An 18,476-nucleotide genomic window follows, 5' to 3' on the forward strand; every position below is an offset into this window, starting at 1 on the left:
GACCACCGGGCCTGACGGCGGACGCCCGGTGTCAGGGGCGCGGGCGCCGTCTCACAGATCTCTAGTTGGGCCGGAGGGCAACGTGCCGGCCGGAGGGAAAGCGATGGGTAGGACACTCGCGGAGAAGGTCTGGGACGACCACGTCGTCCGGCGCGCCGAGGGCGAGCCCGACCTCCTCTTCATCGATCTGCACCTGCTGCACGAGGTGACCAGCCCCCAGGCCTTCGACGGCCTCCGTAAGAGCGGCCGCCGGGTGCGCCGTCTCGACCTCACCATCGCGACCGAGGACCACAACACCCCGACCCTCGACATCGACAAGCCGATCGCGGACCCGGTCTCCCGGGTCCAGCTGGAGACGCTGCGCAAGAACTGCGCGGAGTTCGGCGTCCGGCTGCACCCGCTGGGCGACGTCGAGCAGGGCGTCGTGCACGTCGTCGGCCCGCAGCTGGGCCTGACCCAGCCCGGCATGACGGTGGTGTGCGGCGACTCCCACACCTCCACCCACGGCGCCTTCGGCGGACTGGCCTTCGGTATCGGCACCTCCCAGGTCGAGCACGTCCTGGCGACCCAGACGCTGCCGATGGCCCGCCCCAAGACCATGGCGATCACGGTCAACGGCGAGCTGCCCGAGGGCGTCACCGCCAAGGACCTGATCCTGGCGATCATCGCGAAGATCGGCACGGGCGGCGGCCAGGGCTACGTCCTGGAGTACCGCGGCGAGGCCATCGAGAAGCTCTCGATGGAGGCCCGGATGACCATCTGCAACATGTCGATCGAGGCCGGCGCCCGCGCGGGCATGATCGCCCCCGACGAGACGACCTTCGCCTACCTCGAGGGCCGTCCGCACGCCCCGAAGGGGGAGGACTGGGACGCGGCCGTCGCCTACTGGAAGACGCTGAAGTCCGACGACGACGCCGAGTTCGACGCCGAGGTCGTCATCGAGGCCTCCGAGCTGTCGCCGTTCGTCACCTGGGGCACCAACCCGGGCCAGGGCGCGCCGCTTTCCGCGTCGGTCCCCGACCCCGCCTCGTACGAGGACGCCTCGGAGCGGCTCGCCGCCGAAAAGGCCCTGGAGTACATGGGGTTGGAGGCCGGGCAGCCGCTGCGCTCCATCAAGGTGGACACCGTCTTCGTAGGTTCCTGCACCAACGGCCGCATCGAGGACCTGCGCGCCGCGGCGGACGTCATCAAGGGCCGCAAAGTCGCCGACGGCGTACGGATGCTGGTCGTCCCCGGCTCCGCGCGGGTGGGTCTGCAGGCCGTCTCCGAGGGCCTGGACGTGGTCTTCAAGGAGGCCGGCGCCGAGTGGCGGCACGCGGGCTGCTCGATGTGCCTGGGCATGAACCCGGACCAGCTCGCCCCCGGTGAGCGCTCCGCCTCCACCTCCAACCGCAACTTCGAGGGGCGGCAGGGCAAGGGCGGCCGGACGCACCTGGTGTCCCCGCAGGTCGCCGCGGCCACCGCGGTCCTCGGCCACCTGGCCTCCCCGGCCGACCTCGCCGCCGCCGACGACCGCACGCCCGCTGGAGTCTGATCAGTCATGGAAGCATTCACCACCCACACCGGCCGGGCCGTCCCGCTGCGCCGCTCCAACGTCGACACCGACCAGATCATCCCCGCCCACTGGCTCAAGAAGGTCACGCGGGACGGGTTCGAGGACGGGCTGTTCGAGGCCTGGCGCAAGGACCCCGAGTTCGTGCTCAACCGGCCCGAGCGCAAGGGCGCCACGGTCCTGGTGGCCGGCCCCGACTTCGGCACCGGCTCCTCCCGTGAGCACGCCGTCTGGGCGCTGCAGAACTACGGCTTCAAGGCCGTGATCTCCTCCCGCTTCGCCGACATCTTCCGCGGCAACTCGCTGAAGAACGGCCTGCTGACGGTCGTCCTCGACCAGAAGACCGTCGACACCCTGTGGGAGCTCACCGAGGCCGACCCCACCGCGGAGATCACCGTCGACCTCGAGGCCCGCGAGGTGCGCGCCGAGGGCGTCAACGCCCCCTTCGAGCTGGACGAGAACTCCCGCTGGCGGCTGCTGAACGGCCTCGACGACATCTCCATCACGCTGCAGAACGAGGCGGACATCGCCGCGTACGAGGCGAAGCGCCCGTCCTTCAAGCCGCGGACCCTCACGGCCTGACCCGCGCGCCGCCGAAGTCCTCGGCAGGGGTCGACTTTCGGCCACCGCGACATCGAAGCCCGTACCCCCGATCGGACCGATCGGGGGTACGGGCTTCTTCGTACCCGTTCGGCCCCGCGTGCCGTCTTGAGGGCCGCCAACTTGCCACGTTAAGAAGGTGGTTGCCGGGGTACACGTGTCACGTGGCCGTGGATCCCGGGTGTGTGCGGACGACCGTCGGGCGCGGCAGTTGCCCCCTGGGCAGGCGACAACTCGCCCCAGATGGCACAATCTGTGCATGGAACACGACGGCCAACTCCAGCTCTATACGGCGGTCGCGGTCCGGCTCAAGGAAGCGCACTCGAGGGTGCGCGCACTGCAAGTCCCGGAGGGCGTACGGATGGCGCTGACCCGGAAGCTGTTGGTCATTACGGCCGCGGCCAAGCACGATCTCGCCGGTGCGGCAAGGCGTCTGGAGCGGTTCATGGCGGACCTCGACGAGGGACGGATCCCCGACGAGGAACGCTGAACCAGTCGAGACAACCGAGTTCGTTGCGGCACAAGGGTGATTAGCCCGTTTCGTGTTTGATTTGCGGTATATATCTGCCTAACGTGCGAAAAAGCTTGAACACATTCGTTCTGGCGATGTCTCCGAAGGGGAAGACGTGAACAAGGCGCAGCTCGTAGAAGCGATTGCCGACAAGGTGGGCGGCCGCCAGCAGGCCGCCGACGCCGTCGACCACGTACTGGACGCCATCGTCCGCGCGGTCGTCGCGGGGGAGCGGGTCTCGGTGACCGGCTTCGGTTCGTTCGAGAAGGTCGACCGCCCCGCCCGCTACGCCCGCAACCCCCAGACCGGCGAGCGGGTTCGGGTCAAGAAGACCTCCGTCCCGCGTTTCCGCGCGGGTCAGGGTTTCAAGGACCTGGTCAGCGGCTCGAAGAAGCTGCCGCGCGGTGGCGAGGTCTCCGTGAAGAAGGCTCCCAAGGGCAGCCTCACCGGCGGCGCTTCGGCCACGGTGAAGAAGGCCGCGGCGAAGAAGACCACGGCCAAGAAGGCCGCCACCGCCAAGAAGGCGGCCGCGAAGAAGACCACGGCCAAGAAGGCCACCGCCAAGACCACGGCGAGCAAGACCACGGCGAAGAAGGCCCCCGCCAAGTCGACGGCCGCGGCCAAGAGCACCGCCGCGAAGAAGACCACCGCCAAGAAGGCCCCGGCGAAGAAGGCGACGGCCAAGAAGGCCCCCGCCAAGAAGTCGACCGCGCGCAAGACCACCGCCAAGAAGACCACCGCCCGCAAGAAGTAGCGGACGCCTCGTCCCCCCTTCGGGCAAGCGGTACTCACGTGTCGGGCCGGACTCCCCCGGGAGTCCGGCCCGCGGTGTGTCCGGGCGCCCCCGCGCGCGTCAGAACGTCTGCAGCGTCACCAGCGTGATCCGCAGGGACGCGCCCTCGCCCTCCGTCTCCAGCCGCACCCGCTGCCCGGGACGCAGCAGCCTCAGGCCGCCCGCGTCGAACGCCGCGGCGTCGAAGGGGACCGGGGTTCCGTCGTCCAGCAGCACCTGACCGCTGCGGCTGTCGGGGTCGTAGGTGTACGCGGTGGCCTGCATGTGCGGCAGCCTACTGCTGCCCCGCGGGCAGCCGCGCGGCGGCCGCGGCCGTGCGGGGACCGACGCCCAGCGCCAGGGCGGCCCGCAGATCCCGGCCGGTGTCCACGTCCTGGCGTACGGAGTCGACCGCGCCGAGGGGGAGCTCCACCGCGCCGGACGCCCGGTGCCGGGCGCGTGAACCGGCGCCGAATTGCGGCCGCAGTTCACGGCCGCGGCTCGCGGCGAGAAGGGTCGTGCCGATTCCCGCGGAATCCGCGAGAAAGGACCGCGGGAATTCCGCCGCCGCGTCCAGCACCCGGGCCAGTTCGGAAGGGCGCAGCGCCGGCAGGTCCGCGTTCAGCGCCGCCACCGAAGCCGCGCGGCGGGCGGCGCCCACCACCGTCGCGGCGTGGGTGAGCGCGGCGTTGAGCCCGGCCCGCGGAAGGTCCGGGACGGTCCCGGCGCCCAGCGCCGCCAGCTCGCGTGCCGCCAGGGCGTCGTTGGTGACGACCACCACATCGCGCACCGCCGGGCAGGCGAGCGCGGCGGCCACCGTGTCCTGGGCGAACGCCAGCGCCAGACCAGGCCGCAGACCGTCGTCCGCGGTGTCCGCCAGCCTGCTCTTGGCCTGCGGCAGGGGCTTCAGGGGTACCACCAAGGTCCACTGCACGAGTGTCGCGTCCCTCTCTTGTCACGGCCATTGTCACCCGGGGCGGCCGACGGCCGCGGCACCGGGCGTACGGTGTTCTCGACAGACCGGCGGCCCGGGGCGACACTTGTGCGGCCCGCCCGGCCTTGAGGGGGCCGGGACCTGGGCCAGTCGTCCGTAAGAGGAAGGTGTACTCGTGCCGCGCCGCAGAATCGGCTTCTGGTACCGCTTCGCCGCGGTGATCTGCAAACCGCCGCTGGTGGTACTGCTCAAGCGGGACTGGCGCGGAATGGAGAACATTCCGGCCGAGGGCGGATTCATCACCGCGGTGAATCACAATTCGCACATCGATCCTTTGGCCTACGCGCACTTCCAGTACAACACCGGCCGTGTTCCGCGATTCCTCGCGAAGAGCGGGCTTTTCAGCAAGGGATTCGTCGGCGCCGCGATGCGCGGCACCGGGCAGATCCCCGTCTACCGCGAGAGCACGGACGCCCTGAGCGCCTTCCGCGCCGCCATCGACGCCGTGGAGCGCGGCGAGTGCGTCGCGTTCTATCCCGAGGGCACCCTCACCCGGGACCCGGACGGCTGGCCCATGACCGGCAAGACCGGCGCCGCGCGCGTCGCCCTGCAGACCAAGTGCCCGGTCATCCCGGTCGCCCAGTGGGGCGCCAACGAACTCCTCCCGCCGTACGCCAAGAAGCCGCGGCTTTTCCCGCGCAAGACCAGCAGGGTGCTGGCCGGGCCGCCGGTCGACCTGTCGCGCTTCTACGACCGGGAGATGACGCCGGAGCTCCTCAAGGAGGCCACCGAGACGATCATGGCCGCGGTGACCCGCCTGCTGGAGGAGATCCGCGGCGAGAAGGCCCCCGAGACGCCCTACGACCCGCGCACCGAGCGGATGGAGCAGCGCCGCCGGACGCACGCGCAGCGCAACGGCCGCAACGGTCGGCAGGATCCCACCCGGGGCGAGCGCGCCGCCGTCAGGGAAGTACGCGAAGAGGGGCTGGGCACGTGAGCAAGCCGGTCAAGGCGGCCGTCTTCGGCACCGGATCGTGGGGGACGGCCTTCGGCATGGTCCTCGCCGACGCGGGCTGCGATGTCGTCCTGTGGGGACGGCGCCCCGAACTCGCCGAGGCGGTCAACTCCACCCGCACCAACCCCGACTACCTGCCCGGGGTCGAACTCCCCGACAATCTGCGGGCCACCTCGGACGCGGCCGAGGCCGCGCGCGGCGCCGACTTCACCGTCCTCGCCGTGCCCTCCCAGACGCTGCGCGGCAACCTCGCCGAGTGGCGGGACCTGCTCGCGCCGCGCACCGTGCTGGTGTCCCTGATGAAGGGCGTCGAACTCGGCTCCGCGATGCGGATGAGCGAGGTCATCGAGGACGTCGCCAAGGTCGGCCGGGAGCGGATCGCCGTGGTCACCGGCCCCAACCTGGCCCGCGAGATCGCCGCCCGCATGCCGGCCGCCGCCGTCGTCGCCTGCACCGACGAAGAGGTCGCCCGGCAACTCCAGACCGCCTGCCACACCCCGTACTTCCGGCCGTACACCAACACCGACGTCATCGGCTGCGAACTGGGCGGCGCGGTGAAGAACGTCATCGGCCTCGCCGTCGGCATCGCGGACGGCATGGGCCTCGGCGACAACACCAAGGGCTCGCTCATCACCCGCGGCCTCGCCGAGACCACCCGGCTCGGCGTCGCGCTCGGCGCCGACCCGCTGACCTTCTCCGGACTCGCGGGGCTGGGCGACCTGGTGGCCACCTGCTCCTCGCCGCTGTCGCGCAACCACACCTTCGGCACCAACCTCGGCAAGGGCCTGACCCTGCAGGAGACCATCGCGGTCACCAAGCAGACCGCCGAGGGCGTCAAGTCCTGCGAGTCGGTGCTCGATCTGGCCCGCCGGCACGGCGTCGACATGCCGCTCACCGAGACGGTCGTCGGGATCGTGCACGAGGGCAAGCCCCCTCAGGTGGCGCTCCAGGAGCTGATGTCGCGCAGCGCGAAGCCGGAGCGACGCTGAGCGACGGCCGGACGGCGGCCCCCCTCCGTTCGGCCCACGCACGGCGTTGCGGGCGCTGTATCCCCGCTCCGGCAGCGGGTACGCTCGTCGCGATATGAGCACCGAGAACCTCCCCCAGAGCCCCGACTCGCCGTCGCGCAAGCCGCGTGTGGCCGTCGTGTTCGGCGGGCGCAGCTCCGAGCACGGGATCTCCGTGGTCACCGCCGGCGCCGTCCTCAAGGCCATCGACCGGACCAGGTACGACGTCCTGCCGATCGGCATCACCCAGGACGGCCGGTGGGCGCTCACCGCCGACGAACCGGAACGCATGGCGATCACCGAGCGCCGCACGCCCAGCGTCGACCAGCTGGCCGAGTCCACGGAGGGCGCGGTCGTGCTCCCCGTCGACCCCGCGGACCGCGAAGTCGTGTACAGCGAGCCGGGATCGGTGCCCAAGGCACTCGGTGAGGTCGACGTGGTCTTCCCGGTGCTGCACGGCCCCTACGGCGAGGACGGCACGCTCCAGGGCCTGCTCGAACTCTCCGGCATCCCCTACGTGGGCTCCGGTGTGCTGTCCTCGGCCGTCGGCCAGGACAAGGAGTACATGAAGCGGGTGTTCACCTCCTTCGGGCTCAAGGTCGGCCCGTACCTGGTGATCCGGCCGCGCGAGTGGGCGCAGGACGAGGCCGCCGCCCGCAAGAAGATCGTCGACTTCGCCGGCGAGCACGGCTGGCCGCTGTTCGTGAAGCCCGCCCGGGCCGGCTCGTCCATCGGCATCACCAAGGTCGACGACCTCTCCGGTCTGGACGACGCGATCGCCGAGGCCCAGCGCCACGACCCGAAGATCCTCGTCGAGGCGGCGCTGCGCGGACGCGAGATCGAGTGCGGCGTGCTGGAGTTCGAGGACGGGCCGCGCGCCTCGCTGCCCGCCGAGATCCCCCCGCCGGACGCGCATGCGTACTACGACTTCGAGGCGAAGTACATCGACTCCACGCCCGGCGTCGTGCCGGCGCCGCTGACCGACGAGGAGACGGCCGAGGTGCGCCGGCTCGCGGTCGAGGCGTTCGACGCGGCCTCCTGCGAGGGGCTGGTCCGCGCGGACTTCTTCCTCACCGAGGACGGCGAGTTCGTGATCAACGAGATCAACACCATGCCCGGCTTCACGCCCATCTCGATGTACCCGCAGATGTGGCAGGCGACCGGCGTCGGCTACCAGGAACTCGTCGACCTGCTCATCCAGGCGGCGCTGCGCCGGTCCACCGGACTGCGCTGAGCCGGACCCCGCGCGCGTGTCAGGAGGCGATCCCCTCGGGGATCGCCTTCTTCACGGCCGGGGCCAGGTCGATCAGCACCCCCGTGCTGTCCCGCCCGTCGGCCACCTCGACCTCGACGTACGCCTCGCGGTTGGCGGTGGTGAAGCGCTGCACGCCGTCCTCGTGCCGCTCCATCAGCCAGTCGACGCCGTTCACCCCACCGGGCACCGCGTCGGCGTCCTGGCCGTTCGCGACCTTGGGATCGGTCATCTTCGGCGGCCGTGTGACACCGCACCGCAGTATGATCGCCACGCCGCCCCAGCCCGCGGTCAGTTCGGACGCGGGTTCGGGGTCGTCGCGGCTCTCACCGTCCACCGTCGCCGGCAGGACCTTGTCCAGGTTCTGACACAGCCCGGTGACCTTCGCGTCCGGGCTGGGAACCGCCGCGGACACGTTGTCGTCTGCCGAGGAGCAGCCCGCGACGGTGATCAGCACCGCGAGGGCGGAGCAAACGGCGTGCCGGTGACGGAAGGAGTTCACCGGGACAGGGTAGACGGGGGCTACAGATGCACCACCGGGCAGGTCAGGGTGCGGGTGATGCCGTCCACCTGCTGGACCTTGGCGACGACCATGCGTCCCAGGTCGTCGACGGTGTCGGCCTGGGCGCGCACGATGACGTCGTAGGGACCCGTCACGTCCTCGGCCTGGACGACTCCAGGGATCTTGCCGATCAGATCGGCGACGGTCGACGCCTTGCCGACCTCCGTCTGGATCAGGATGTACGCCTGTACCACGGAACCTCCAGGGCGGCCACGAGGATCATGTGGGGAAAAGGAACGCCACGGTATCGCGTCGCCGCTCGTCGCGGGGAGACCTGCGGGAACCGGGGACCCCGCGCCGGGGTACAGGCACGGGAGAAGTTGACGGTCAGTTCGACCGTAACGAGGACTCGGACGACCCGCGACCGGGCACGGACAGGGATAGAAGGGGCGTAAGGGAAATGAAGGGCACTGTTGGTGAGCTCGGGGAGTTCGGGCTCATCAGGGAGCTCACCTCCCGTCTCACCACCACCCCGGCGGTCCGGGTCGGCCCCGGCGACGACGCCGCCGTGGTCTCCGCGCCCGACCGGCGGGTCGTGGCCAGCACCGACGTCCTGGTGGAGGGGCGCCACTTCCGCCGCGACTGGTCCACGGCCTACGACGTCGGCCGCAAGGCCGCCGCCCAGAACCTCGCCGACATCGCCGCCATGGGCGCCGTGCCGACCGCGCTGCTGCTCGGCCTGGTCGTGCCCGCCGAACTGCCGGTGACCTGGCCCAGCGAACTCATGGACGGCCTGCGCGACGAGTGCCAGGTGGCCGGCGCCGCGGTCGTCGGAGGCGACGTCGTCCGCGGCGACACCATCACGGTGTCCATCACCGCCCTCGGCGACCTGCGCAACCAGGAGCCCGTCACCCGGGGCGGGGCGCAGCCCGGCGACATCGTCGCGGTGACCGGCTGGCTCGGCTGGTCCGCGGCCGGGCACGCGGTGCTCTCCCGCGGCTTCCGCTCCCCGCGCGCCTTCGTCGAGGCGCACCGGCGTCCCGAGCCGCCGTACCACGCGGGCCCGGCCGCCGCCGGTCTGGGCGCGACCGCCATGTGCGACGTCAGCGACGGACTGATCGCCGACCTCGGGCACATCGCCGAGGCCAGCAAGGTCAGGATCGACATCCGCTCCGGTGCGATCGACATCCCCTCGCAGATGAACGACATCGGGCAGGCCGTCGGTGTCGACCCCATGCAGTGGGTGCTGACCGGCGGCGAGGACCACGCGATCGTGGCGACCTTCCCGCCGGACGTGAAGCTGCCCGCCCGCTGGAAGGTCATCGGCGAGGTGCTCAACCCGTCCGCGCTGCCGCAGGTGACGGTGGACGGGGCGCCCTGGACCACCCAGGGCGGCTGGGACCACTTCGGGGACATCGAGTCATGAGCGCGCCGCCGAGGGTGCTCACGGTGGCCGGCTCCGACTCCGGCGGGGGAGCCGGCATCCAGGCCGACCTGAAGACGATGCTCGCGCTCGGCGTGCACGGCATGAGCGTGCTCACCGCGGTGACCGCGCAGAACTCCCTCGGCGTGCAGGGCGCCTGGGAACTGCCGGGGGAGGCGGTGCGCGCCCAGTACCGCAGCGTCGTCGACGACATCGGCGTACAGGCGGTCAAGACCGGCATGCTGTCCTCCGCCGAACTCGTCGGGACCGTCGCCGACTTGCTCGCCGACACGGACGCGCCGAAGGTCGTCGACCCGGTGGGCGTCTCCAAGCACGGCGACCCGCTGCTGGCGGCGTCCGCGCTGGACTCCGTCCGCACCAAGCTGCTGCCGGTGGCGACCGTGGTCACCCCGAACCTGGACGAGGTCGCGCAACTCACCGGAGTGCGCGTGGCCTCCGAGCCGGACATGCGGCGTGCCGCCGCGGCCGTGCTGGAGTTCGGCCCGCGCTGGGTGGTGATCAAGGGCGGGCACCTCGCCGGCGGCGCGTCCGAGGAGGCCGTGGACCTCCTCACGGACGGCACGGAGGAGCACTGGCTGCGCGCCCCCCGCCATGACAACCGCCACACCCACGGCACCGGCTGCACCCTGGCCTCCGCCATCGCCTCGCACCTCGCCCTGGGGCACACGGTCCCGGAAGCGGTTTCGGCGGCGAAGACGTACGTCACCGGAGCGCTGGCGTCGGGCTTCGCCCTGGGCGCGGGCATCGGCCCGGTGGATCACGGGTGGGCGCTGCGGCGCGGAGAAGCGTAGGACCCTGACGGCCGACGGGCGTGGGCCCACCCGGCAGGGCGGCAGAGCGGACGTGTCCCGTCGCCCCGCGGCCCGGGACGACCGCGTCGTGCCGCGACTGCCTGGACGGGACCGAACCGCGCCGTCGGGCGGCACCCGGCCGACGCGACCGGCACAGTCACGCGTCACGGCCGCCATCGACACCCCGCCGGGCGCAAGGCCGTCGGGCCCGGTCTCGGTCACCAGGCCGCCAGGCCCCGCTGAGCATCGAACGCCGCGTGCGGCGGCGCTCGCCCCCGTCGGTCACCCGGCCGTCAGGCCCACACCCCGCCGCCGGGCACAGCAAAAAGCCGGTCCACCGTGAGGTGGACCGGCCCGTTGCGGCGATACCGGCTGTGGCCGCGCGCTCAGCGATTGCGTCAGCGCGAGACCTTGCCGGCCTTGATGCACGAGGTGCAGGCGTTCACGCGCTTCGGCGTCCCGCCGACCACGGTACGCACACGCTGGATGTTCGGGTTCCAGCGGCGGGGCGTACGGCGGTGCGAGTGCGAGATGTTGTTGCCGAAGCCCGGCCCCTTGCCGCAGACGTCGCAGTTGGCAGCCACGGGTCACTCCAAAGACTTCAGATGCACTTACGGTTGATCCCGGCAGGCCGGGATCCAGATCCAGGACTCGGAAGAGCCGGAGGATCTGAGTGGCGTTGCCAGGGGAGACGCCCGATCGGATCGGGCAACCGGAGCAGCATACAACGGCTGCACCCGTACGACGAAACTAGCATGCCAGCTCACGGGGCCGCCTGCGGCCCTCTTCCGGCAGGCGGGGGCCCACCGTCTACGCTGCGTGCCACGTCCAGCAGCTCGAGGAGGCGCAGGTGCCGCAGGTGCCGCAGACGTTCGATGCTCTCGCGGTGCGTGCCTGGTGCGGTCTCGCGCTCGACGCGCTCGGACGGGCCCGCGAGGAGATCGACGCCATCAACGTCTATCCCGTGGCGGACGGCGACACCGGCACCAATCTCTATCTGACGCTGGAGTCGGCGGCCACGGCCGTGGAGGCGGTGTTCGCCGGTCACGAGGCGGGCGGCGGCGGGGATCCGGGACCCACCCTGGCCGACGCGGTCCGCGCGATGGCGCACGGCGCGCTGATCGGCGCGCGCGGCAACTCCGGGACGATCCTCGCCCAGCTGCTCCGCGGCATGGCCCAGGTGCTGGCCCGCGACGACGCCCCCGCGCACGCCGACGGGACCGGCCTCGGCCTCGCCCTGCGGCACGCGGCCGTCCTCACCGTCGCCTCGGCCGCCGCCGACGCGGCCGGGACGCCGCGGCGACTGCGGCGCCGTGGCCCGCGCCGCCTACGAGGGCGCCCGCACGCGCTCGCCGAGACCCCGGGCCGCTGGACGTCCTGCGCCCAGGCGGGCGTGGTCGACGCGGGCGGACGCGGCCTGGTGACCGTCCTGGCGGCGCTGGTCGAGACGCTCACCGGGACGACCCCGGGGAACGGCGGCACGCGGCCCGGGCTGCACGCGCGCGGAGGGCGCACACGTCGCGCTCCCTGCGCGGACGACGACGCCGTGCCGGGCCCGGCGCCCCGCCTTCGAGGTGATCTACCTGCTGGAGCCGAGGACGCGGCCGTCGCCCGGCTGCGGGAGCGGCTCGACGCCCTCGCGACTCCCTCGTCGTGGTCGGCGGCGACGGCCTGTGGAACGTCCATGTGCACGTCGACGACGCCGGCGCGCCGTGGAGGCGGGCGTCGAGGCGGGACGGCCGTACCGGATCCGGATCACCCACTTCGGTGACGGGACGCGCAGCGGGCGGGGCCGAGCGGGCGCCCGTCGAGCGCGTCCAGCGGGCCGTGGTGGCCGTGGTGCCCGGCGAGGGCCTGCCGGCCTGTACACGGAGGCCGCGCCACCGCCCCGGGGAGCCGCCCGCGAGCGGCGAGCTCGTCCAGGCCGTACGGCGCGCCCACGCGCGCGAGGTGGTGCTGCTGCCCAACGACGCCGAGCTGCGCCACACCGCCGCCGCGGCCGCCGAGCAGGTGCGCGCCGAGGGCGTCCGGGTGGCGCTCATCCCCACCCGGTCCGCCGTGCAGGGCATCGCGGCGCTCGCGGTGCACGAGCCGGAGCGCCGCTTCGACGAGGACGTGGTGGCGATGACCTCCGCCGCCGGCGCGACCCGGTACGCCGAGGTCACCGTCGCCGAACGGCAGTCCTGGACCATGGCCGGCATCTGCCAGGCCGGCGACGTCCTCGGCCTGGTCGACGGCGACGTGGCGGTCATCGGCCAGGACCTCACCGAGACCGCCCTGGCCGTCCTGGACCGCATGCTCGCGGCCGGCGGCGAGCTGGTCACCCTGGTCGTCGGCGACGGCGCCCCGGAGTCCGTCGCCGAACGCCTGGAGGCCCGGGTCCGCGAGGGCTACCTGGCCGTCGACACCGTCGTCTACCACGGCGGCCGGCAGGGCTCCGTCCTCCTCATCGGCGTCGAGTGACCCGTCCGCCGCCGCCCGGCGCGGACCGGGCGGGCGGCCCGCCGTCCCCGCTCTGTCAGTGGAGTGGTGTCCAATGGATCCGTGCCCGCACTGGACGAACCACTGAAGAGAGTGCTCGGCCCCGCCACCGCGAAGGTGATGGCCGAGCACCTCGGCCTGCACACCGTCGGCGACCTGCTGCACCACTACCCCCGCCGGTACGAGGAGCGCGGCCAGCTCACCCACCTCGCCGACCTGCCGATGGACGAGCACGTCACCGTGGTCGCGCAGGTCGCCGACGCCCGGCTGCACACCTTCGCCTCCAGCCGCGCCCCGCGCGGCAAGGGCCAGCGCTTGGAAGTGACGATCACCGACGGCAGCGGCAGGCTCCAGCTGGTCTTCTTCGGCGCCGGCGTCCACAAGCCGCACAAGGAACTCCTCCCGGGCACCCGCGCGATGTTCGCCGGCAAGGTCTCCGTCTTCAACCGCCGCCTCCAACTCGCCCACCCCGCCTACGAGTTGCTGCGCGGGGACGCCGAGGAGACCGTCGAGACCTGGGCGGGCGCGCTCATCCCGATCTACCCGGCCACCGCCAAGCTGGAGTCCTGGAAGATCGGCAAGGCGCTGCAGACCGTGCTGCCCAGCGCCCAGGAGGCCGCCGACCCGCTGCCGGAGTCGCTGCGCGAGGGCCGCGGCCTGGTCACCCTGTCCGAGGCGCTGCTGAAGATCCACCGCCCGCACACCAAGGCGGACATCGAGGAGGCCCGCGCCCGCCTCAAGTGGGACGAGGCGTTCGTCCTCCAGGCCGCCCTCGCCCGCCGCCGGCACGCGGACGCCCAGCTCCCGGCCGTGCCCCGCCGCCCGAGGCCCGACGGCATCCTCGCCGGCTTCGACGACCGCCTCCCCTTCACGCTCACCGAGGGCCAGCGCAAGGTCTCCGAGGAGATCTTCGCCGACCTCGCCACCGACCACCCCATGCACCGCCTGCTCCAGGGCGAGGTGGGTTCCGGCAAGACCATGGTCGCCCTGCGCGCCATGCTCGCCGTCGTCGACGCGGGCGGTCAGGCGGCCATGCTCGCGCCCACCGAGGTCCTCGCCCAGCAGCACCACCGCTCGGTCACGGAGATGATGGGCGAACTGTCCCAGGGAGGCATGCTCGGCGGCGCGGAGAACGCCACCAAGGTCGTGCTGCTCACCGGCTCCATGGGCGCCGCCGCCCGCCGCCAGGCCCTGCTCGACCTGGCCACCGGCGAGGCCGGCATCGTCATCGGCACGCACGCGCTGATCGAGGACAAGGTGCAGTTCCACGACCTCGGCCTGGTCGTCGTGGACGAGCAGCACCGCTTCGGCGTCGAGCAGCGCGACGCCCTGCGCGGCAAGGGCAAGCAGCCGCCGCACCTCCTCGTCATGACGGCCACGCCCATCCCGCGCACGGTCGCCATGACCGTCTTCGGCGACCTGGAGACCTCCGTCCTGGACCAGCTCCCGGCCGGCCGCTCGCCCATCGCCAGCCATGTCGTCCCGGCCGCCGACAAGCCGCACTTCCTCGCCCGCGCCTGGGAGCGCGTGCGCGAGGAGGTGGAGAAGGGCCACCAGGCGTACGTGGTCTGCCCGCGCATCGGCGACGAGGAGGACGGGGCCAAGGCGAAGAGGAAGTCCCCCGAGGACGAGGCGGAGAAGCGGCCCCCGCTCGCCGTCCTGGACACCGCCGAGCAGCTCGCGCGGGGCCCGCTGGCCGGACTGCGCGTGGAGGTCCTGCACGGCAGGATGCAGCCCGACGACAAGGACGCCGTGATGCGCCGGTTCGCCGCCGGCGAGGTGGACGTCCTGGTGGCCACCACCGTCATCGAGGTCGGCGTCAACGTCCCGAACGCCACCGTGATGGTGATCATGGACGCCGACCGCTTCGGCGTCTCCCAGCTGCACCAGCTGCGCGGACGCGTCGGCCGCGGCTCGGCCCCCGGACTGTGTCTGCTGGTCACCGAGATGCCCGAGGCGAGCCCCGCCCGTCAGCGGCTCAACGCCGTCGCGTCCACCCTCGACGGCTTCGAGCTCTCCCGCATCGACCTCGAACAGCGCCGCGAGGGCGACGTGCTGGGCCAGGCCCAGTCCGGGACCCGGTCCAGCCTGCGCATGCTCGCCGTCATCGACGACGAGGAGGTCATCGCCGAGGCCCGTGAGGAGGCCACCCGGATCGTCGCCGCCGACCCGGACCTGGAGCGCCTGCCCGCCCTGCGCACCGCGCTGGACGCGCTGCTGGACGAGGAGCGTGAGCAGTACCTGGAGAAGGGCTGACAGACTGGGGACCGGCCCCCGGCACGCCCGGACCGGCCCGGACCCGCACGAACCGACCCGCACCCACGACAAGGACCGAGGACATGACCCGCGTGATCGCCGGCGCCGCCGGCGGACGCCGCCTGGCCGTCCCGCCGGGGCAGGGCACCCGCCCCACCTCCGACCGGGCGCGCGAAGGACTCTTCTCCACCTGGCAGTCGCTGCTCGGCGGCCCCCTCGACGGCGAACGCGTCCTCGACCTGTACGCCGGCTCAGGCGCCGTCGGCCTGGAGGCCCTGTCCCGCGGCGCCGGGCACGTCCTGCTCGTCGAGGCCGACGCCCGCGCGGTGCGCACCGTCCGGGAGAACGTGAAGGCGCTCGGCCTCCCCGGCGCCCAGGTGAGGTCCGGCAAAGCGGAACAGATCGTCCGCACCGCGCCGCCGGAGCGGCCGTACGACATCGTCTTCCTCGACCCGCCCTACGCCGTCTCCGACGCCGATCTTCGGGAGATCCTGCTCACACTCCGCTCCGAGGGGTGGCTCGCGGAGGACGCCCTCGTCACCGTGGAGCGCAGCACCAGAGGCGGAGAATTCGCCTTCCCGCCGGGTTTCGAGGCCATCCGGGCCCGTCGTTACGGCGAGGGAACGTTTTGGTACGGTCGCGCCGCCTCTACGTGCGAAGACGCACGATGACCGGACCGGAGAGCGAGGAATCACCAGTGCGCCGCGCCGTATGTCCCGGGTCCTTCGACCCGATCACCAACGGACACCTCGACATCATCGCCCGGGCCTCCCGGCTGTACGACGAGGTCTACGTCGCGGTGATGATCAACAAGTCCAAGAAGGGCCTGTTCGAGATCGAGGAGCGGATCGACCTGATCCGCACCGTCACCGCCGAGTACGGCAACGTCCGGGTCGAGGCCTTCCACGGCCTCCTCGTCGACTTCTGCAAGCAGCGCGACATCCCCGCCATCGTCAAGGGCCTGCGCGCGGTCAGCGACTTCGACTACGAGCTGCAGATGGCCCAGATGAACAACGGCCTCTCGGGCGTGGAGACCCTCTTCGTCCCCACCAACCCCACCTACAGCTTCCTGTCCTCCTCGCTCGTCAAGGAGGTCGCGGCCTGGGGCGGCGACGTCTCCCACCTGGTGCCCGCCGAGGTCCTCACCGCGCTCACCGAACGCCTGCGCAAGGACTGAACGCGCCCCGCCGGAACGGACGTCAGGGGGCATCCGGTGTCCACCGGACGCCCCATGGCCGTACAGTCGTCCCGTCCGTCTCCAACACAGCTGTAGAGAGTGGCGAGCACACGGTGGACGTGCAGAAGAAGCTGGACGAGATCGTCGCCGCGGTCTCCAGTGCCCGGTCGATGCCCATGTCGGCGTCGTGCGTGGTCAACCGCGCCGAACTGCTCGCCATGCTCGACGAGGTGCGCGCGGCGCTGCCCGACTCCCTCGCCCAGGCCGAGGAGTTGATCGGCGGCCGCGAGCAGATGGTCGAACAGGCCCGCCAGGAGGCCGAGCGGATCATCTCCGAGGCGCACGCCCGGCGCGGCTCGCTGATCGCCGAGACCGAGATCGCCCGCCGCTCCCAGGCCGAGGCCGACCGGATCCTCGCGGAGGCCCGCAAGGAGGCCGAGGAGATCCGCGCGGAGGCCGACGACTACGTCGACTCCAAGCTCGCCAACTTCGAGGTCGTCCTCACCAAGACCCTCGGCTCCGTCGGCCGCGGCCGCGAGAAGCTGCTCGGCACCGGCCCCGGCCTCGACGAGCAGGGCTACGAGGACGAGGACGCCCCCGAGCGCAGCCACGACCCGGAGACGCTGCGCCGCAACGCGGACGCCTACGTCGACGTCAAGCTCGGCGCGTTCGAGGCGGTGCTCGCCAAGACGCTGGAGGCGGTCGGCCGCGGCCGGCAGAAGCTGCACGGCCGGATCGCCACCGACGACCTGGGCGCGCTCGCCGACGACACCACCACCGTCCAGCACTCCAGCGACGCCGACTACCTCGCCGACCTGGCCTCCCTCGCCGAGCAGGACGCCCAGGGGGGCCGCAGGGCCGAGCAGCAGCAGCCCGCGGTGCCGGACCAGCCGCCCCAGCCCCCGGCGCAGCCGTACGCCCAGCCGGAGCCCGTGTACGGCTACGACCAGCAGGCCGACCCCTACGGCGGCTACCAGCAGCAGTACGGCGGCGTCCAGGACCCGTACGCCCAGGCGGGCGGCTACGCCCAGCCCGACCCGTACGCGGCCTACCAGGGCTACGACCACTCCCAGCAGGCCTACGACCACGGCCAGCCCGCCCAGCAGGTCCCGCAGCAGCCCCAGCAGGGGTACGCGCTGGACGAGACGAGCCTGTTCGACACCAGCATGATCACGCCCGAGCAGCTCGAGGCGTACCAGCGCGAGCGGGGGCTCTAGGGTCCGATTGGGCCGTGGGCGGAAGGTCCAGTATCCTGGCTCTTCGGTCGCGCGTATGACCGCGATCCACGCTGCCCGGAACGCACCCGTACGGCAGCGACACCCTCTGAGCTCGAAGATCGAAAGCAGGAATGGCTCTGAACGCCCGCCTCGACCACCGCAACCCCCTCGTGTTCGACACGCACGAACTGGGGCGGCGGCCCGGTGCGCTGCAGCGCCTGACCCGTACGGTCGACGCTCCCCAGGACCTCGGTATCCAGGGAGTCGTCGGAGTGCCGGAAGGCGCCCCGGTGGAGCTCGAACTCCGGCTCGAGTCGGTCATGGAAGGTGTGCTTGTCACAGGCACCGGCCGTGCCAAGGCCGAGGGGGAGTGCGTAAGGTGTCTGGAGCCGCTCGAGCTGGAGCTCGAAGCGGACTTCCAGGAGATGTTCTCGTACCCTGACGCCGACGACCGGGGCCGCGTGATCGCGGAACCGGGCGACGACGCCGAGGACGACGAGGACCGGCTCCTCCTCGAGGACGGCCTGTTCGACCTCGAGCCGGTGCTGCGCGACGCGGTGGTGCTCGCACTGCCGATGCAGCCGGTGTGCCAGGAAGACTGCCCGGGTCTGTGCTCCGAGTGCGGAGCACGGCTGGCGGACGACCCGGACCACCACCACGACGCCGTCGACATCCGTTGGGCGGCTTTGCAGGGACTCGCCGGCACCATGAAGGACGGCGAGAAGGACGAGATGAGCGGCGCCGAAGCCGGCGTCGACGAGAAGCAGGAGAAGTAGCCGTGGCTGTTCCGAAGCGGAAGATGTCGCGCAGCAACACGCGCCACCGCCGGTCGCAGTGGAAGGCTGCGGTCCCCACCCTGGTTGCGTGCGAGCGCTGCCACGAGCCCAAGCAGCAGCACATCGCGTGCCCGTCTTGCGGCACTTACAACAAGCGCCAGGTCCTCGAGGTCTGAGCGGCTGGTGAGA

At 72.1% G+C, this 18,476-nt stretch carries 20 protein-coding genes and 1 pseudogene; 16 read left to right on the plus strand and 5 right to left on the minus strand.

Features of this window, described 5'->3' with window-relative positions; all coding sequences use genetic code 11:
- The first annotated feature begins 103 nt into the window (after nt 1–103).
- The 4 genes from leuC (at nt 104) to AY578_RS23670 (ending at nt 3,417) form a co-directional block, all read left to right on the plus strand.
- Complete coding sequence (leuC, locus tag AY578_RS23655) at nt 104–1,534, plus strand: 3-isopropylmalate dehydratase large subunit (protein ID WP_019523229.1); 1,431 nt, start codon at nt 104–106, stop codon at nt 1,532–1,534.
- Between the two features lie 6 nt (nt 1,535–1,540).
- Complete coding sequence (gene leuD, locus AY578_RS23660; protein ID WP_019523230.1) at nt 1,541–2,134, plus strand: 3-isopropylmalate dehydratase small subunit; 594 nt, start codon at nt 1,541–1,543, stop codon at nt 2,132–2,134.
- Between the two features lie 277 nt (nt 2,135–2,411).
- A complete protein-coding gene (locus AY578_RS23665) occupies nt 2,412–2,642 on the plus strand; it encodes an SCO5555 family protein (protein ID WP_019523231.1) in 231 nt (76 codons plus the stop codon).
- Nucleotides 2,643–2,778: 136 nt separating this feature from the next.
- On the plus strand, nt 2,779–3,417 hold the full coding sequence (locus AY578_RS23670; protein ID WP_019523232.1) for an HU family DNA-binding protein: 639 nt from the start codon (nt 2,779–2,781) through the stop codon (nt 3,415–3,417).
- 99 nt (nt 3,418–3,516) lie between these two features.
- On the opposite strand, the gene AY578_RS23675 is transcribed toward AY578_RS23670, so the two are convergent.
- Both AY578_RS23675 and cofC read right to left on the minus strand, forming a co-directional pair.
- Nucleotides 3,517–3,720 carry a hypothetical protein gene (locus tag AY578_RS23675; RefSeq protein WP_031024169.1) on the minus strand — a complete coding sequence of 68 codons (204 nt, stop codon included), beginning with the start codon at nt 3,718–3,720 and terminating at the stop codon, nt 3,517–3,519.
- A gap of 10 nt (nt 3,721–3,730) precedes the next feature.
- On the minus strand, nt 3,731–4,369 hold the full coding sequence (cofC, locus tag AY578_RS23680; RefSeq protein ID WP_215188081.1) for a 2-phospho-L-lactate guanylyltransferase: 639 nt from the start codon (nt 4,367–4,369) through the stop codon (nt 3,731–3,733).
- Between the two features lie 175 nt (nt 4,370–4,544).
- Between cofC and AY578_RS23685 the strand changes: the two genes are divergently transcribed.
- The 3 genes from AY578_RS23685 (at nt 4,545) to AY578_RS23695 (ending at nt 7,625) form a co-directional block, all read left to right on the plus strand.
- Nucleotides 4,545–5,366: a lysophospholipid acyltransferase family protein gene (locus AY578_RS23685; RefSeq protein WP_161232511.1), complete on the plus strand. Its 822-nt coding sequence runs from the start codon at nt 4,545–4,547 to the stop codon at nt 5,364–5,366.
- Nucleotides 5,363–6,373, plus strand: a complete 1,011-nt coding sequence (locus AY578_RS23690; protein WP_019523235.1) for an NAD(P)H-dependent glycerol-3-phosphate dehydrogenase — start codon at nt 5,363–5,365, stop codon at nt 6,371–6,373. The genes AY578_RS23685 and AY578_RS23690 overlap by 4 nt, the downstream gene beginning before the upstream one ends.
- A 94-nt stretch (nt 6,374–6,467) precedes the next feature.
- Nucleotides 6,468–7,625 carry a D-alanine--D-alanine ligase family protein gene (locus tag AY578_RS23695; protein WP_019523236.1) on the plus strand — a complete coding sequence of 386 codons (1,158 nt, stop codon included), beginning with the start codon at nt 6,468–6,470 and terminating at the stop codon, nt 7,623–7,625.
- Nucleotides 7,626–7,644: 19 nt separating this feature from the next.
- Here the strand turns inward: AY578_RS23695 and AY578_RS23700 are convergent, their stop codons facing one another.
- Together AY578_RS23700 and AY578_RS23705 are read right to left on the minus strand one after the other, a co-directional pair.
- A complete protein-coding gene (locus tag AY578_RS23700; protein ID WP_019523237.1) occupies nt 7,645–8,145 on the minus strand; it encodes a DUF3515 domain-containing protein in 501 nt (166 codons plus the stop codon).
- A 20-nt stretch (nt 8,146–8,165) separates the two neighbouring features.
- On the minus strand, nt 8,166–8,399 hold the full coding sequence (locus AY578_RS23705; protein WP_004983019.1) for an Lrp/AsnC family transcriptional regulator: 234 nt from the start codon (nt 8,397–8,399) through the stop codon (nt 8,166–8,168).
- Between the two features lie 206 nt (nt 8,400–8,605).
- Between AY578_RS23705 and AY578_RS23710 the strand changes: the two genes are divergently transcribed.
- On the plus strand, nt 8,606–9,571 hold the full coding sequence (locus AY578_RS23710; protein ID WP_019523238.1) for a thiamine-phosphate kinase: 966 nt from the start codon (nt 8,606–8,608) through the stop codon (nt 9,569–9,571).
- Complete coding sequence (gene thiD / locus AY578_RS23715; protein ID WP_020700041.1) at nt 9,568–10,380, plus strand: bifunctional hydroxymethylpyrimidine kinase/phosphomethylpyrimidine kinase; 813 nt, start codon at nt 9,568–9,570, stop codon at nt 10,378–10,380. The genes AY578_RS23710 and thiD overlap by 4 nt, the downstream gene beginning before the upstream one ends.
- A 398-nt stretch (nt 10,381–10,778) precedes the next feature.
- Here thiD and rpmB read toward each other — a convergent pair whose 3' ends face one another.
- Nucleotides 10,779–10,964: a 50S ribosomal protein L28 gene (gene rpmB / locus AY578_RS23720; protein WP_004924906.1), complete on the minus strand. Its 186-nt coding sequence runs from the start codon at nt 10,962–10,964 to the stop codon at nt 10,779–10,781.
- A 266-nt stretch (nt 10,965–11,230) separates the two neighbouring features.
- On the opposite strand from rpmB, the pseudogene AY578_RS33885 reads away from it, so the two are divergent.
- From AY578_RS33885 to rpmF, 7 genes and pseudogenes are all read left to right on the plus strand, one after another.
- A pseudogene (locus AY578_RS33885) lies at nt 11,231–12,843 on the plus strand (DAK2 domain-containing protein).
- A 138-nt stretch (nt 12,844–12,981) separates the two neighbouring features.
- Nucleotides 12,982–15,117: an ATP-dependent DNA helicase RecG gene (gene recG, locus AY578_RS23735; RefSeq protein WP_258907490.1), complete on the plus strand. Its 2,136-nt coding sequence runs from the start codon at nt 12,982–12,984 to the stop codon at nt 15,115–15,117.
- Nucleotides 15,118–15,200: 83 nt separating this feature from the next.
- Nucleotides 15,201–15,788, plus strand: coding sequence for a 16S rRNA (guanine(966)-N(2))-methyltransferase RsmD (gene rsmD, locus AY578_RS23740; protein ID WP_258905335.1), 588 nt, complete (start codon nt 15,201–15,203; stop codon nt 15,786–15,788).
- A gap of 26 nt (nt 15,789–15,814) precedes the next feature.
- The gene (gene coaD, locus AY578_RS23745) at nt 15,815–16,294 is read left to right on the plus strand and encodes a pantetheine-phosphate adenylyltransferase (RefSeq protein WP_006130469.1); all 480 of its coding nucleotides are present in this window, start codon (nt 15,815–15,817) and stop codon (nt 16,292–16,294) included.
- A gap of 113 nt (nt 16,295–16,407) precedes the next feature.
- Nucleotides 16,408–17,511, plus strand: coding sequence for a F0F1 ATP synthase subunit B (locus tag AY578_RS23750; protein WP_258905336.1), 1,104 nt, complete (start codon nt 16,408–16,410; stop codon nt 17,509–17,511).
- 131 nt (nt 17,512–17,642) lie between these two features.
- Entirely contained in the window at nt 17,643–18,287 is a 645-nt protein-coding gene (locus AY578_RS23755; RefSeq protein WP_019523245.1) for a YceD family protein, read from the plus strand.
- Between the two features lie 2 nt (nt 18,288–18,289).
- Nucleotides 18,290–18,463: a 50S ribosomal protein L32 gene (gene rpmF / locus AY578_RS23760; RefSeq protein WP_003951102.1), complete on the plus strand. Its 174-nt coding sequence runs from the start codon at nt 18,290–18,292 to the stop codon at nt 18,461–18,463.
- Nucleotides 18,464–18,476 lie beyond the last annotated feature (13 nt).

Origin of the sequence: Streptomyces thermocarboxydus, from assembly GCF_024760485.1 — a bacterium.
GTDB lineage: Bacteria > Actinomycetota > Actinomycetes > Streptomycetales > Streptomycetaceae > Streptomyces > Streptomyces cellulosae.

Excerpts from the sequence above, each read along its gene's own strand:
- leuC (WP_019523229.1), top strand. The coding sequence starts at position 104 with ATGGGTAGGACACTCGCGGAGAAGGTCTGGGACGACCACGTCGTCCGG.
- leuD (WP_019523230.1), top strand. The coding sequence starts at position 1,541 with ATGGAAGCATTCACCACCCACACCGGCCGGGCCGTCCCGCTGCGCCGC.
- AY578_RS23665 (WP_019523231.1), top strand. The coding sequence starts at position 2,412 with ATGGAACACGACGGCCAACTCCAGCTCTATACGGCGGTCGCGGTCCGG.
- AY578_RS23675 (WP_031024169.1), bottom strand. The coding sequence starts at position 3,720 with ATGCAGGCCACCGCGTACACCTACGACCCCGACAGCCGCAGCGGTCAG.
- AY578_RS23695 (WP_019523236.1), top strand. The coding sequence starts at position 6,468 with ATGAGCACCGAGAACCTCCCCCAGAGCCCCGACTCGCCGTCGCGCAAG.
- AY578_RS23710 (WP_019523238.1), top strand. The coding sequence starts at position 8,606 with ATGAAGGGCACTGTTGGTGAGCTCGGGGAGTTCGGGCTCATCAGGGAG.
- thiD (WP_020700041.1), top strand. The coding sequence starts at position 9,568 with ATGAGCGCGCCGCCGAGGGTGCTCACGGTGGCCGGCTCCGACTCCGGC.
- recG (WP_258907490.1), top strand. The coding sequence starts at position 12,982 with ATGGCCGAGCACCTCGGCCTGCACACCGTCGGCGACCTGCTGCACCAC.
- rsmD (WP_258905335.1), top strand. The coding sequence starts at position 15,201 with ATGACCCGCGTGATCGCCGGCGCCGCCGGCGGACGCCGCCTGGCCGTC.
- AY578_RS23755 (WP_019523245.1), top strand. The coding sequence starts at position 17,643 with ATGGCTCTGAACGCCCGCCTCGACCACCGCAACCCCCTCGTGTTCGAC.